Genomic DNA, 14,495 nt, shown 5'->3' on the forward strand with positions numbered 1-14,495 from the left:
CCCCGACCGAACAGGCGTAATGACAGCCGACTCCGACGCAGCCTACCGCGATCCGGCGGTACCGATATCGCGGCGCATCGAGGATCTGCTCTCCCGAATGACGGTCGAAGAGAAAGCCGCGCAGCTCGGCTCGGTGAGCCCGAGCCGTGGTGTCGCGGACAACGCCGGCGAGGTCGACGAGGGCCAGGAACTCGTCGAGGACGGCGAACTCAACCGCGAGGTCGCAGAGGAACTGCTCGCCGAGGGGATCGGCCACCTCACTCGCATCGGCGGCGAGGGCAGTCTCCCGCCGACGCAGGCCGCGTCGGTCACCAACGAGATCCAAGAGTACCTCGCCGAAGAGACGCGACTCGGAATCCCCGCGATCCCACACGAGGAGTGTCTCAGCGGCTACATGGGCCCCGAGGGCACCACCTTCCCGCAGGGAATCGGCATGGCGAGTACCTGGGACCCGGACCTGCTGGCGGCGGTCACCGACACGATCGGCGACCAGCTCGAGGCCATCGGCACCGCCCACGCGCTCTCGCCGGTGCTGGACGTCGCTCGGGACCTGCGCTGGGGTCGCGTCGAGGAGACCTACGGCGAGGACCCGTACCTCGTCGCCGAGATGGCGACCGCTTACGTCGACGGCCTGCAGGGCGACTCCCCCGCCGACGGCATCTCCGCGACGCTGAAGCACTTCGTCGGCCACGCCGTCGGCGCGGGCGGGAAGAACCGCTCGTCGGTCGACCTGAGCCGGCGCACGCTCCGAGAGGTCCACATGTTCCCGTTCGAGGCGGCGATCCACGAGGGGAACGCGGAGTCGGTCATGAACGCATACCACGACATCGACGGCGTGCCCTGCGCGAAAGACGAGTGGCTGCTGACGGACGTGCTCCGCGGCGAGTGGGGCTTCGACGGCACCGTCGTCTCCGACTACTTCAGCGTCGACTTCCTCAAGGAGGAACACGGCGTCGCCGCGACCCAGCAGGAGGCGGCCGTCTCGGCCGTCGAGGCCGGTGTCGACGTGGAACTGCCCAACACCGACTGCTACGAGTACCTCGCCGAGGCCGTCCGCGACGGCGACCTGGCCGAGGAGAGCCTCGACGAGTCGGTCCGCCGGGTCCTGCGCGCGAAGTTCGAGAAGGGGCTGTTCGACGACGCCACCGTCGACGTCGAGGCGGCGACCGACCCCTACGAGGACGAGGCGGCCGTCGGGCTGGCCCGCGAGGCCGCCCGCGACTCGCTGGTCGTCCTGAAAAACGAGAGCGACCTGCTGCCGCTCGACGAGGCCGATTCCGTCGCCGTGGTCGGTCCGAAGGCCGACGACAAGAAGGGGATGCTCGGCGACTACGCCTACGCCGCCCACTACCCCGAGGAGGAGTACGAGTTCGAGGCCGACACGCCCCTGGCCGCCATCGAGAACCGCGTCGACGCCGACGTGAACTACGCTCAGGGCTGTACGGCCACGGGCAACTCCACCGACAAGATCGGCCGCGCCGTCGAGGCCGCCGAGAACGCCGACGTGGCGCTGGCGTTCGTCGGCGCCCGCTCGGCCGTCGACTTCTCCGACGCCGAGGGCGTGAAGGCCGAACAGCCGATGGTCCCGACCAGCGGCGAGGGCTGTGACGTAACCGACCTCGGGCTACCCGGCGTCCAGAACGAGCTCGTCGCGCAGGTCGAGGAGACGGACACCCCCGTGGTGATCGTCCTCGTCAGCGGCAAGCCCCACGCGATCCCCGACATCGACGCGGGCGCCGACGCGGTCGTCCAGGCGTGGCTCCCTGGCGAAGAAGCAGGCAACGCCGTCGTCGACGTGGTCTTCGAGGGCCACGACTCGGGCGGCCACCTCCCCATCTCGATGCCCAAGTCCGTCGGCCAGCTGCCGGTCCACTACAGCCGCAAGCCCAACACCTACAGCGAGGACTACGTCTACGACGACGCCCAGCCGGTGTACCCGTTCGGCCACGGCCTGAGCTACGCCGAGTTCGAGTACTCCGACCTCGATCTGTCGGACGTGGACGTCGACCCCTCCGGGACGTTCTCCGCGAGCGTCACGGTCGAGAACACCGCCGACCGCGACGGGAGCGACGTGGTTCAGCTGTACGTCTCCGCCGAGAACCCCGACCTGGCCCGCCCGGTCCAGGAGCTCGTCGGCTTCCGCCGCGTCGAACTCGACGCTGGCGAGTCGACCGAGATCACCTTCGACCTGGCCGCCAGCCAGCTCGCCTACCACGACCGCAACGAGAATCTCGCCGTCGAGGCCGGCGACTACGAACTCCGCGTCGGCCACTCCTCCGAGGAGATCGCCGAGTCCGCCCGCCTCTCGGTGACCGACACGAAACAGGTCCCGCGAACCAGCCGCCGGTACTTCACCGAGACGAGCCTCGACCAGGCCTGACCGTCGCGGCTCGACCCCCCTATCGTTCAGTATCGTACGTGATATAGCGTTCCCGTTCTCGTGGCTTCGCCAATTGAAGCCTCGCGCGCACGCGCGAAGGGTAGGAGGCAATGCAGTGGGGGAGCGCGACCGATCACGAGGACAGTTCTCATGGATGATATCGGAGGGTGACCGGTACCGGAGGGGGTAACGAGCGCTCCCGGCGGAGGCGGCGGGCCTCCGTCGGGTCGACCCGGCGAGACCGCACGAGCCCGCCTCTCGCCGGTGTGGCAACCCTTTTCGGGACCGCCCGACAACGGGGGAGCATGGTTCGGGCGCCCGTCGTCGACGGAGGGATCCGATCGTGAGCGAGCAGGCCGACGAGCAGACGGGCCGCGAGGCGGCCGCCGAAGCGCTGTGTGAGGAGAAACGGAAGGTCCTGGGCGTGTTCACGATCGCGGTCGTGTTCCTGCTCATCCAGCTCCCCTATCTGGTCGTCACCGACGCGGACTCGTCGCTGTTCGTCGTGTCCGTGTTGAACGTCGTCGGGAGCGGCGCGTTCGTCCTCCTCAGTGGGAGCGTCCTCTGGTTCTGCCGACAGCGTGCGGTCTGAGGCGGCCGGCGAGGAGTGGCCGGGACGGTGCTACGTTTCACGGATCGGCGGTGCGACTCACGGTTCGGTGGCTGCGGACCGGGAGACCGAGGGGAAAAGGTCGCGAGCGGTTCAGGCCGACGTCGTCGCGCGGGCGTAGAGTTTGTTCGCGAGCAAGAATCCGTAGACCGTCGCCCCGAGGACAATGAGCGTCACGCCGAAGATGCCAAGCATCGCGGCGAAGACTTTGTGCGCCAGAACGACCCCGGAGACCTGCCCGAAGGTCTGGACCGACTCGGGGATCCCGTTCATCAGCGAGATCGGACCGGCGTCGCCGGCGATGACGATCGCTGGGGTCCCGTTGACGAGGGTGGCGCCGAGTGCGATACAGATCACACCCACGACGATGACCATCAGCGAGATGTTCCCGACCATGAAGTAGTACAGCGCCAACGCGTACGCTCGGATACCGTCCGCTTCCTGTCCGGCTCGTTCGAGTTCCTGTCTCATTGCGATAGAGTGTTTCACACACCTATTTGAAGGTTGCGCTTGCGGGAGCGGCCTCGGTGGCCCCCGCCGTCAGATACGTCGCTCACTCGGTATGAAATAATCAGGAAGTTTTATATAGAGCTGGCAGAAGGTAGAGGTATGCGGAAGCCTGACAGCATCCGTGACAAGGAGTTATCGCGACGCCAGTACGCGCAGATACTGGCTGGAATGGGAGCCGCGGGCATGGCGGGTTGTGGGAGCAACGGTGGATCCACGGCCACGCCGGGTTCGGGGAGCACGCCGACGCCGACCCCGAGCGGCGACGGCGGCGACATGGGCGACGGTGGTGACGGTGAGACCGAAACCGAAGCCGACACCGCGACCGCGACCGCCGCGGAGCCGGTGACCCGCCAGGTCAACTACGCCGTGGCGAACTCGCCGGACGTGTTCAACTGGAACCCGTGGACGCCCCAGGACAACACCATCGGCGACCTGTGGATGTCCGACCTGCACGGGCTCCGGAACGTCCACACCACGCAGAGTTCCTACAGCGGGACGACGATCCCCACGCCGCACAAGCCCGACCACGAGGAGATCGAGATCATGACGTGGATCTCGGGCTTCGAGGTCGAACCGCCCTACGACTGGTACGACCACCACGACGACCGCGCCCGATACTGGAACGGCGACCCCTACGACGCGGTCGCCCGCGAGGCGCACAACCACGTGAACTTCTTCCAGCAGGGGAACAAGTTCAGCGAGGGCGTGACGTTCAACCAGCGCGCCGAGGACCAGTGGACCCACCACTACTGGCAGAACAAGGGCGACGTCCCCGAGCAGGACCCCGACCCGACGGCACGGGTCGTGCTGCGCTCGAACGCGGGCCCCGTCGACGGTGACCCGCCGATCCACCCCGACTTCACCACCCCCTACCGGGAGCAGTACCGCGACGCGGCGAACGCGGACGCGGTCAGTTCGATCACGGACGAGCTCGTCAGCGACCGGATCAGCCTCGACCGCATGGCCGCGAACGGCGGCACCGACGAGATGCTCGCCGGGTCCGGTCCCTACATGCTGGAGTCGATGGACGACGTCGGCTCCGAGCGGGTCATCCTCCGGCTCAACGAGGACCACCCCAACGCCGAGAACACGAACGTCGAGCGGCTCGCGCTCTACTGGGCCGAGGGCGACCGGCGCCAGACGCTCGTCAACGAGGGTGTGCTCGACGTCGACTCCGGCGCCGTCACCGACAGCGGGGCCACTACCCGCGAGACGCTGCCGGACCACGTCCAGGAGTTCACCCGCTGGCTGCGCGCTACGGGTGGCGACGTCTGGAAGCTCAACTGGCAGAACGAACACCTCCAGAACCTCTGGGTGCGCCGTGCACTCATCGAGGCCATCGACTGGAACGCCGTCTCCGCAAACGGGTGGGGCGAGGACGCCTCGCAGGTCACCCAGCACGACACCTTCCTGCTGGACGCCCAGTCCGAGAGCACGTTCTCCGAGGACTTCCTCGACCAGCTGCACCACTACTCGCGTTCCTCGAACGTCGAGAACGCGAACCGGTACATGCAGCGGGCGGGCTACAGCAAGCAGGGCGGCCAGTGGGTCGACCCCAACGGCAACCCCGCGTCGATCGACCTCTCCTCGCGTTCGGGCAGCCCCGCCAACGTGCAGGGCGCCCAGACCATCCGCGCCAACCTCGCCAACTGGGGCTTCGGCGTGAACTTCACCACGATGGGCTGGAACAACTGGTCGACCTCGATCGACCCGAACGAGGGACTCAACTACGACTCCACGATGTTCTGGCACGGCGACCCGTACGTGTTCCAGTACTACCACGACCGCGGCGCGTGGTGGGACGAAGCGCTCGTCGCCGGCAGTCCGACCGGCAGCCCGTTCAACGCCGACCCCGAGGACGAGATGGACACGCAGGGCAAGCCGGTCGTCCAGCAGGTGCCCGACGAGCCGGGCGCCTTCGAGGCCCCGGACGAGGCCGGCAAGTCGCCGGATCTCGACAACGCGACCGAAGTCAACCTCGTCGAGACCGTCAACGCGATCCGCGAACCGGGCAACTCCGAGGAAGAGCAACAGGAGCTCTACCGGACCTGCGCGAAGTACTACAACTTCTACGTCCCGCACTTCGTGTTCCATCAGTACCTGATGGGTTCCTACGGCGACGTGCGCGACTTCGACTGGCCGGACCCGTCGGCCCGAGCGTTCGACTACGAGCGCTCGTTCGGTATCGAGGACGTGCTCGTGCTCGGCGGCATCACGCAGGCCAGCACGGACACCGAGTTCGAGCCGCCGCAGTAAGCGGCTGACCAACGCATCGAACGCCGACCACCCGGGCCGTCCGGGTCGACGCTTTTCGCCGTTCGTCGTGAGCCGACGAGCGTCGCGACTCCGCGTGAGTCGCCCCACTCCGTCGAACGGCAGTGCTCCACGTGTGGTCGTGCCGCGGCGCTCGCGGTTTCGCGTCGTCGGAGCGGCCGCGACCGGCGCTACTCCTCGGTCGTCGGCCGTATCATACCGTGTTTCAGCATGTGAAACACGGGCTGACCGGCGGGGCCGGCGGTCCCGTATTCGGGGGCCGCGTCGTAGGACGGCCACTCGAAGTCGCGGGTGTTGCCCCAGAGGCCGTCGACGGTGGTCCCGAGGTAGACGTCGGGGAGGGCGTCGTTCCACCAAGTCGCGAACGTGGTGATCGCGTCGACGGTCGTCTCCCGGTCGCTCGGCCCTTCGATCGTCCGCCAGAGCTCGCGGAGGTCGACCGTCCGGCGCTCCCCCGCTGGGGCGTCGACTGCGCCCGGCTGCCGGGGGACCGAGACCTCGACGGGCTTGCCGCGGCTCCCGGCGTCGGCGTCCGGGCCGGTGGCGCCGTACCCGATCGAGGTCGATCCGTCGCTGGCCAGGTCGTAGACGCTGTAGGGATCGCCGTCGAAGTTCCAGAGCGTGACGTCGTGGGTGTGGTTCGAGACGGCGGCGTAGACGTTGCTGTTGGTGAGCCGGTCGGTCTCGACGTCGAAGCCGAACTGCGAGAGGCTCGACGCGACGACCTCCGCCCCGGAGACGAAGTCCGACCACACCGGCGTCGCGAGGCTGAGCGACGGCTGCTCGCCGTCCGGGCCGCGCCAGTCTCCGTTCCCGTCGCGGCTGTAGCCCGCCTCGCGCATGTACTCGGCAGCGGTCTCCTCGTCGGCCTCGACGGGGTAGCGGTGGAGTCGCTCGCGGACCTCCTCGGGGAGCCACCGGCGGGCGGCGGGCGCGGAGAGGCCGGTCTGGCGGACGGTCGGCTCGCCCCAGTCGGTCACGTCGACCACCTGGTCGACCGGGATCACCGACAGGACGGCTCGCCGGACCGGGCGGCGACCGAGGTGTGGGTCCCGCCAGTCGAGGACGAGCTTCGTCCCCGAGTTCGTCGGGTAGCGGGCGAGCTCTTCGAGGTTCTCCGGCGGGGTCCCGCGCTCGTCGTCGAGCCGGCCGGTGCCGCCGTCGAGCCACCCCTTGCTGACGAGGTTCTCGATCGAGACCGACTGGACGACGGGGAACCACAGGCGTGGGACGGCGACCTCGTCGGCGCGGGGGTGGTCCTCGTAGCGCTCCAGCATCAGCCGGTTGATCGACACCTCGACCAGCTCGAAGGGACCACAGCCCAGCCCCTCGTCGGCGACCGTCTCCAGCCCGGGGCTGTCCGTGCGGAGGTCGGCGGCGACCTCCCCGCGGCGCTCGTCGGTCCCGGCGTCGCGGAACCGGTCGAGCCAGGGTTCGTAGCGGTCGGCGCGCGTTCTGACGGCACCGCCCGCGGCAGTCGAGAGCGCGAGCGGTCGGTCGAGCGGCCGCTCGAAGCGATAGCGGAGCCGCCTGTCGTCGAGGCGTTCGACCTCGTAGCTTCGGCCGCCGCTCACGAACGACCCGATGCGCTCCTCGATCCACGCGTCCCGGGCCGTGACGGGGTCGCCCGACCACCACGTGTACCCGTCGGCGTACGCGACCGTCGCGGTGTCGCCGTCGGTCTCGAAGGAGTCGATCACGTCGCCGAGTCGGCGCTCGCCGCCGGGGGTAGTGTAGGACTCGGCCTCGAAGAGGATCGAGTAGAACGCCGCCGGGTCCGAGGAGGACCACGGTCCGACGTGGACGTTCTCGGGGACGTATGGGAACTGGAACCCGAACACTTGCGGCGAGTCGACGATCTCGTTCGGGCCGGAACAGCCGGCCATCGACCCGGCGACCCCGGCGGCGACCGCGGCGAGATACCGCCGCCGAGTCGTGCCGTCGACCGGGTCGTCGCCCGCCCGTCCCGCGGAACCAGGATCCATCGCCGCGAGGTTATGGACGACCCGACTTAAGACCTCCGGGGACGGGCCCGTCGGCGGGCGGGACCGCCGACGACGGCTCGACGCGACGGCGGAGACGGCCCCGAGTGCGAACGGTTCTCGCGCGCGCCGACCGCGCGGGGTCAGGTCACCGCTACCCAGCGGATCGGCGAACGGGCTCCCCGCCAAGCGGAAAAGACATATAGGGTCGATCGTACAAATCGTAGTATGGATGATTATGTGTCACAGGAAGCCCTGCGGTTCGTCGTGATCGGGCTCGTGGCGATGGCGGCCATCGCCGTGGGCGCCGCGACCATCACGGCGACCGTCGACACGGGGGCGACCGGTGGCGGGCAGGGTCCGGTGGAAGACCCGAACGAACAACAGCAGAACCGGGGCGGCGGCGGAAGCGGAGACGGCCCCGGCGGGGGTGACGGGTTCAACCGAAGCGGGAGCAGTTCCGGCGGGGATCAGGTTCAGTTCACTACCTGTGTCGAACCGCTGACGACGTGGTACGGCGGGCTGGCGTACTTCGGCGCCGCCGCGATGCTCGTCTTCCTTATCAAGCGCCGGTACTCCTTCGGCGCCGCGTTCCTCGGGCTGTACGCGCTCGCGCCGCCGGTGCTGCTGGCGTACTTCCTGGGGACCGACTGCGCGACCGTCGGCGGTCCCGGACTGGGTAACGGCACCGTCTCCAGTGCAGCCAACGCCTCGTCGTCGCCGGTCGCGTCGGTGGACGTGCCGCCGGCGGCCATCCTCGGCGTCTTCGGCGTCGTGCTCGTCGCGACGGCCGCGGTCCTGTTCCGCGCGTCGGGCGACCAGGGGATCACCACCATGGAAGAGGAGGCGGCCGACGAGGGCGAGGGCGCCGACGTGATGGACCTCGCCCAGGCCGCGGGTCGCGCGGCCGACCGCCTCGAAGAGCACAACGCCGACGTGGACAACGAGGTCTACCGCGCGTGGTGGGAGATGACGAGCATGCTCGACGTGCCCAACCCCGACAGCGCGACGCCCGGCGAGTTCGCCGAGGCGGCCGTCGACGTGGGCCTATGCGAAGACGACGTCGGAGAGCTGACCCGGCTGTTCGAGGAGGTCCGCTACGGCAAGCGCGACGCCGAGAGCCGCGAGGACCTCGCTATCGACGTGTTCCGCAACATCGAGGACGAGTACGGCGGGTCGACCCGCTCGTCGGTCGGACGGGAGGGCGACGATGGATATTGAGACGGTCCTCAACCGCCTGCTGATCGCCGTCGGGGCGATCCTCTTCGCGGCCGCGGCGGCGATGATCGCCGTTCCGGACCTCTCGTCGGCGCTCCCCTCCGCGACCCAGGGCGTGTTCCTTGTCGGGATCGTCGCCGTGGTGACCGGGCTGGGCGTCGTCCGTCGACGCCTCCGCGGTGAGGTCGAGGAGACGGTCACGCCGAACCCCGAGCGGCCCGCCGGCAACCCGATGCCCGGCGAGGACGTCGACCGGATGCTCTACGAGATGACCCACCTCCGCCAGGGGGTCAACGAGAACCGCGAACACCTCGAGGAGCGCCTGGAGAACCTCGCGGTCGCGGTCGTCCGCAACCGCGAGGACTGCTCGGTCGAGGAGGCCCGCCGTATCCTCCAGGCCGGCGAGTGGACGAACAACGAGACGGCCGCGGAGTTCTTCCGGAGCGAGCGGACGGCCGCCCAGGAGGCGGGTCTCTCGGAGTCGCTGCTCTCGGGCACCGACGACGTGGCCGCCTTCGAGAACCGCTTCCGCGTGACCGTCGAGGAGCTCATCGAGGTCGGCGACGTGGACGTGAGCCACTCCGTCGACGTCGAGGAAGAGACCGACCGCTCCTTTTTCGACCGCCTGCTCGGCCGGTCGGGCGACGACGGCGACGACGAGGACGCGGTCGAGTCCAACTGGAACGACTCGAACTCCTCGATCCCGTCGTTCGATACGAGCGAGCCGTTCGAGGACGTGAGCCTGCAGCACACCAACCGCTGGCTCGGCGTGACCGCGTTCGCGCTGGTCGCGGTCGGCGCCGGCGTGGTCACGTTCACCCCCGGCCTGATGCTCGCGGGGACGGTCGGCGTCGCCTACACCATCTACGCGCGGGTCTCGGCGGTGCCCCGGACGGAGGGGCTGGTCGTCGAGCGCGAGTACGACGTCGACGACCCCGAACCGGGCGACCTCGTCGAGGTGACGCTGACGGTGCGCAACGAGAGCGGGTCGATGCTGCCCGACCTGCGGATGGTCGACGTGGTCCCGGACGCGTTCGTCGTCACCGAGGGCGTCCCGCGCCTGCACACGGCGCTGCAGTCGGGCGCGCAGGCTCAACTGGAGTACACGGTCCGCGTCGAGCGCGGCGAGTACGACTGGCCGCTGCTCGTGGTCGCTCGCGACTTCAGCGGCGGCGTCGAGCGCACGTCGCTGGTCACGCCCGAGGCGGGGATGCGAGTCGTCCCGCCGCTGCGGGTCACCAACGACATCCCGGTCCGCGCCCAGACCACCCAGTACGCGGGTGACGTCGACACCAAACAGGGCGGCGCCGGGCTGGAGTTCCACTCCGTCCGCGAGTACCGCCCCGGCGACCCGATGAACCGCATCAACTGGAAACAGGTCGCGAGCACCGGCGAGCTGGCGACGATCGACTTCCGCCAGGAGAAGGCCGCGACGGTCACCATCCTGTTCGACACCCGCCAGAGCGCGTACATCTCGGCGGGCGTCGACGAACCGCACGCCGTGGACCACTCCGTCCACGCGGCCAGCGACATGTTCGGCGCGCTGTACGACCAGGGCAACCTGGTGGGACTCGCCGCCTTCGACACGGTGCCGTGCTGGTACGCGCCCGGCGCGGGCAGCGAGCACCTGGAGAACGCCCGCGTGCTGTTCGCCCAGCACCCGGCGCTGTCGCCGCGGCCGCCCGAGCGACAGGACCACGAGAGTCAGTACATCGACCCGATGACGCACGTGCGCCGGCGGCTGCCGAGCACGTCGCAGGTGTTCCTGTTCTCGCCGCTGGCGGACGACTACGCGGCCGAAGTCGCCCGGCGGCTCGACTCCGAGGGTCACCTGGTCACCGTCATCAGTCCCGACGTGACCGTCGACGAGACGGTCGGCCAGCGACTCACGCGCATCGAACGGACCGCGCGGGTCCGGTACCTCCGCGAACGGGGGATCCGCGTCATGAACTGGGACCCCGACGGGCAGCTCTCCCTCGAGGTCGAGAAAGCACAGACGAGGTGGGCATAATGAGTTTCGACATCCAAGACGAGGAGTTCAGCGCGGTCGAGGTAACCCACTCGCCCGCACGGTTCAGTAGTATCATCGCGGTCGCCGCGGCGCTGCTGGCGGTCGTGACGACGGCACTGGTCGCGCCCCTGTCGGCACCGGTCGGCCTGTTCGGGCTCGCCGGGGTCGCGGCCGGCCTGTTCGTCTTCGAGTCCGAGCGGCTGACCATCGCCGGCACCGGGATCGTCTTCGTCGGCATCGTCGTCGCCGGCTTCTTCGGCGACGTGCCGGAGTTCCTGTTGTTCGCCTCGCTGGCGACCATCGTCGCGTTCGACCTCGGGTCGAACGCATTCAGCGTCGGGCGCCAGATGAGCGACCAGACCGATACCCAGCGCGGCGAGGCCGTCCACGTCGCCGCCACCGTCTTCGTCGGCGTCATGGCGGCCGGTCTCTCCTACGGCCTCTACATCGTGCCGTGGGGGTCGCTGACAGTGCCGGCGCTCACGCTGTTGCTGCTGTCGGCGCTCTTTTTCCTCTGGTCGATCCGGCAGTAAGCCGGCCGACCGACCACTCGCCGCCGGGCCGTTCGCCCGACGCTGGCGACCCCGCGACCCAACCCATTTTCACCGCCGTTCTCGTTCGGGCGATTCCGTCGATACCGCCCGGCTGACTGCCGTGTCAGTCAGTATTCCATCACGGAAAACCGTCTTACACCGTCAGGATTAAGAGGCACAGCACGGGCTATCTTACCATGGCACAGAGCGAACTATCCATTCAGGAGGCCAGTGACCAGTTGGACGCAGTGGTCGACGAGATCCAGTCGTCGGTCATCATCGAGGAGGAGTTCCTCGAGACGGTGCTCGTGGGACTGCTCTCGAAGGGCCACGTCCTGCTCGAGGACGTGCCCGGGACGGGCAAGACGCTGACCGCGAACAGCTTCGCGACGGCGCTGGGCCTGTCGTTCTCCCGCATCCAGTTCACACCGGATCTGCTCCCCAACGACGTGACCGGGACCTACATCTACAACGAGCAGGAGGGCGAGTTCGAGTTCAACAAGGGGCCTATCTTCGCGAACATCGTCCTCGCCGACGAGATCAACCGCGCGCCGCCGAAGACCCAGGCCGCACTCCTGGAGGCGATGGGCGAGGGCCAGGTCACCACCGAGGGTGACACCCGCCAACTGCCCGAACCGTTCTTTGTCATCGCGACACAGAACCCCGTCGAGCAGGAGGGGACCTTCCCGCTGCCCGAAGCGCAGATCGACCGTTTCAACGTCAAGTCCTCGATCGGCTACCCCGACGTGGACGGCGAGGTCGAGCTGCTCCGCCGCCGCAACGACCGCACGTCGACGACGCCGTCGGTCGGGCAGGTGCTCGACCACGATTCGGTCATGGACCTGCAGGCGGTCCCGGACACCGTCACCGTCACCGAGGACATGCTGGAGTACATCGCGGCGGTCTCGCGGGCCACCCGCGACGACCACCGCGTCGAGACCGGGATGAGCCCGCGCGGGACCCAGCGACTCTACGAGACCGCACGCGCGCAGGCGGTCATCGAGGGTCGCAACTACGTCACGCCCGACGACGTCAAGACGGTCTCCCAGCCGGTGCTCGCCCACCGCATGGGCCTGACCGCGGAGTCGCAGGTCAACGACGTGGACAAGTCCCAGATCGTCGACGACGTGCTCGAAGAGATCCCCGTCCCGACCATCGAGGCCCCCGCGTAACGACTATCTGGAGGATACATCATGGGTGTTTCAAACGCGGTTCGGAATCCGGGCTCGTACATCAGCAGGACGCTGGGTCTGTACCGGACGCTGCTGACCGACCCGGAGCGGTTCTACGACGAGTACATCGGCAGTCGCCGGGTCAAATCGGAGTTCGCGCTGGTGCTGGTCGCCGGCCTGATCGGGCTCGTGGGCAACTACGTCATGCTCCAGGAGCTGATCTTCCAGTTCGACCCCTTCGACGCGGTCGTCATCAACGACCAGGTTCGCTTCCAGCTCCAGCAACGGGTCATCGAGCCGCTGCTGGGCGCGTTCCTGCTGTGGGTCTGGTTCGGGGTCGGGATGTACTACGTCGCCTGGCTCTATACGACGATCGGGACGACGTACGTGACGATGAAGCGAACCGCGTGGGCGCTGCTCCCGGTCCTGATCGGGAACGTCATCCACACCGCGGCGATGGCCTACGCGTCGACGACGATAGACGTCACCGAGGAGGACATCACGATCACCACGAGCCTGGCCGACGAGGTGTCGGCGTTCGTCTGGTCCCAGGCCAGCGGTGAGACGGTCGTCCTCGCGGCGACCGCCCTCGGGATCGTCTTCGCGCTGTGGACCGGGTACATCGGCGCCTACGCGATCAAGGACGTGCGAGACCTGACGACGAGCGAGGCCTACAAGGTCGCCGCCGTCCCGACCGTCGGCTACGTCCTCTACATCGCCTACAGCGTCTTCACTGCGCTCTGACAGAAGAATTAAGAAGTTGTGACACACCAACACACAGTATGAACTATTACATACGCCGATTCGCGCAAGCGATCGTGACGTTCGTCGTGGGGATGTTCATCACGTTCGCACTGTACAGACTCGTTCCGGGTGGGCCGGTGGAGGCGATCATCGCCGACCGGGTCCAGCAGATGCAACAGCGGGGCCAGCCCGTCGACACGCAGGAGGTCGGGGATATGGCCGAACAACTGACGGGGATCAACCCCGACACGCCGATTCCCATCGCCTTCTACGAGTGGCTTCGGGACATCATCCTGTACCAGGACTTCGGCGAGTCGATCCTGTTCCAGGACCCCGTCTTCGACATCCTCTTTCGGGGGATGCCGTGGTCGATCTTCCTGAGCGTCTACGGACTCCTGCTGGGCTTCACGGCCACCATCGCGGTGGGCGTGTTCATGGCCTGGCACGAGGGGACCAAGATCGACTCCGGGCTGACGGTGTTCGTGCTCGTCATGCGGTCGATCCCCTACTACGTGGCCGCGATCGTGATGCTGTCGGTGCTGGCGTTCCAGTGGGGCCTGTTCCCGACCGGCGGCCGCGCGCCGCCGGCGGCGACGCCCGGCTTCAACGTCGAGTACATGGTGGGGATCGCCAGACACGCGGCGTTGCCCATCCTCTCTAACTTCATCGTCGGCTTCGCCGGCGGGGCGATCGGGATGCGGGCGCTGTCCGTGCGGGTCATCGGTGAGGACTACCTGCGGTCGGCGCGGCTGCGCGGGCTCGGCACGAACCGCATCCTGACGCGGTACCTGACCCGCAACTCCATCCTCCCGATCTACACCGGGTTCATGCTCGGCATCGCGGGGATGTTCAGCTCGAACGTCATCACCGAGGTCATCTTCCAGTACCACGGCGTCGGCTGGTTCATGCTCGAGGCGGCGGTCAGTCAGGACTACCCGCTCGTGATGGCCGCGTTCGTCTTCTTCTCGTCGATCACGGTGACCGCGATCCTGATCGCCGACTTCACCTACGGGCTCATCGACCCGCGAGCAGGGACCGGTGCGTCCAGGGAGAGCTTCTAA

11 protein-coding genes are annotated in these 14,495 nt (G+C 68.2%); 9 read left to right on the forward strand and 2 right to left on the reverse strand.

What is annotated here, in order from left to right:
* The first annotated feature begins 19 nt into the window (after positions 1-19).
* Positions 20-2,380, forward strand: coding sequence for a glycoside hydrolase family 3 N-terminal domain-containing protein (locus I7X12_RS19115; protein WP_394355617.1), 2,361 nt, complete (start codon positions 20-22; stop codon positions 2,378-2,380).
* Positions 2,381-2,723: 343 nt separating this feature from the next.
* Positions 2,724-2,972 (forward strand): hypothetical protein, encoded by a 249-nt coding sequence (locus tag I7X12_RS19120; RefSeq protein ID WP_198061607.1) that lies wholly within the window; start codon positions 2,724-2,726, stop codon positions 2,970-2,972.
* A gap of 111 nt (positions 2,973-3,083) precedes the next feature.
* Here the strand turns inward: I7X12_RS19120 and I7X12_RS19125 are convergent, their stop codons facing one another.
* A complete protein-coding gene (locus I7X12_RS19125; RefSeq protein WP_198061608.1) occupies positions 3,084-3,461 on the reverse strand; it encodes a hypothetical protein in 378 nt (125 codons plus the stop codon).
* Positions 3,462-3,599: 138 nt separating this feature from the next.
* On the opposite strand from I7X12_RS19125, the gene I7X12_RS19130 reads away from it, so the two are divergent.
* Positions 3,600-5,756: an ABC transporter substrate-binding protein gene (locus I7X12_RS19130; protein WP_232342922.1), complete on the forward strand. Its 2,157-nt coding sequence runs from the start codon at positions 3,600-3,602 to the stop codon at positions 5,754-5,756.
* A gap of 188 nt (positions 5,757-5,944) precedes the next feature.
* On the opposite strand, the gene I7X12_RS19135 is transcribed toward I7X12_RS19130, so the two are convergent.
* Positions 5,945-7,759: an ABC transporter substrate-binding protein gene (locus I7X12_RS19135; RefSeq protein ID WP_198061609.1), complete on the reverse strand. Its 1,815-nt coding sequence runs from the start codon at positions 7,757-7,759 to the stop codon at positions 5,945-5,947.
* Positions 7,760-7,984: 225 nt separating this feature from the next.
* Here I7X12_RS19135 and I7X12_RS19140 point away from each other — a divergent pair, with 225 nt between their 5' ends.
* From I7X12_RS19140 to I7X12_RS19165, 6 genes are all read left to right on the forward strand, one after another.
* Positions 7,985-8,977: a DUF4129 domain-containing protein gene (locus I7X12_RS19140; protein ID WP_232342924.1), complete on the forward strand. Its 993-nt coding sequence runs from the start codon at positions 7,985-7,987 to the stop codon at positions 8,975-8,977.
* Positions 8,967-10,985, forward strand: a complete 2,019-nt coding sequence (locus I7X12_RS19145; protein ID WP_198061610.1) for a DUF58 domain-containing protein — start codon at positions 8,967-8,969, stop codon at positions 10,983-10,985. The genes I7X12_RS19140 and I7X12_RS19145 overlap by 11 nt, the downstream gene beginning before the upstream one ends.
* On the forward strand, positions 10,985-11,518 hold the full coding sequence (locus I7X12_RS19150) for a DUF7519 family protein (protein ID WP_198061611.1): 534 nt from the start codon (positions 10,985-10,987) through the stop codon (positions 11,516-11,518). The genes I7X12_RS19145 and I7X12_RS19150 overlap by 1 nt, the downstream gene beginning before the upstream one ends.
* A 197-nt stretch (positions 11,519-11,715) precedes the next feature.
* Positions 11,716-12,690: an AAA family ATPase gene (locus I7X12_RS19155; protein ID WP_198061612.1), complete on the forward strand. Its 975-nt coding sequence runs from the start codon at positions 11,716-11,718 to the stop codon at positions 12,688-12,690.
* A 21-nt stretch (positions 12,691-12,711) separates the two neighbouring features.
* On the forward strand, positions 12,712-13,434 hold the full coding sequence (locus I7X12_RS19160; protein ID WP_198061613.1) for a YIP1 family protein: 723 nt from the start codon (positions 12,712-12,714) through the stop codon (positions 13,432-13,434).
* Positions 13,435-13,472: 38 nt separating this feature from the next.
* The gene (locus I7X12_RS19165) at positions 13,473-14,495 is read left to right on the forward strand and encodes an ABC transporter permease (RefSeq protein ID WP_198061614.1); all 1,023 of its coding nucleotides are present in this window, start codon (positions 13,473-13,475) and stop codon (positions 14,493-14,495) included.

Origin of the sequence: Halosimplex litoreum (assembly GCF_016065055.1) — an archaeon.
In the GTDB taxonomy this organism is placed as follows: Archaea; Halobacteriota; Halobacteria; order Halobacteriales; family Haloarculaceae; genus Halosimplex; species Halosimplex litoreum.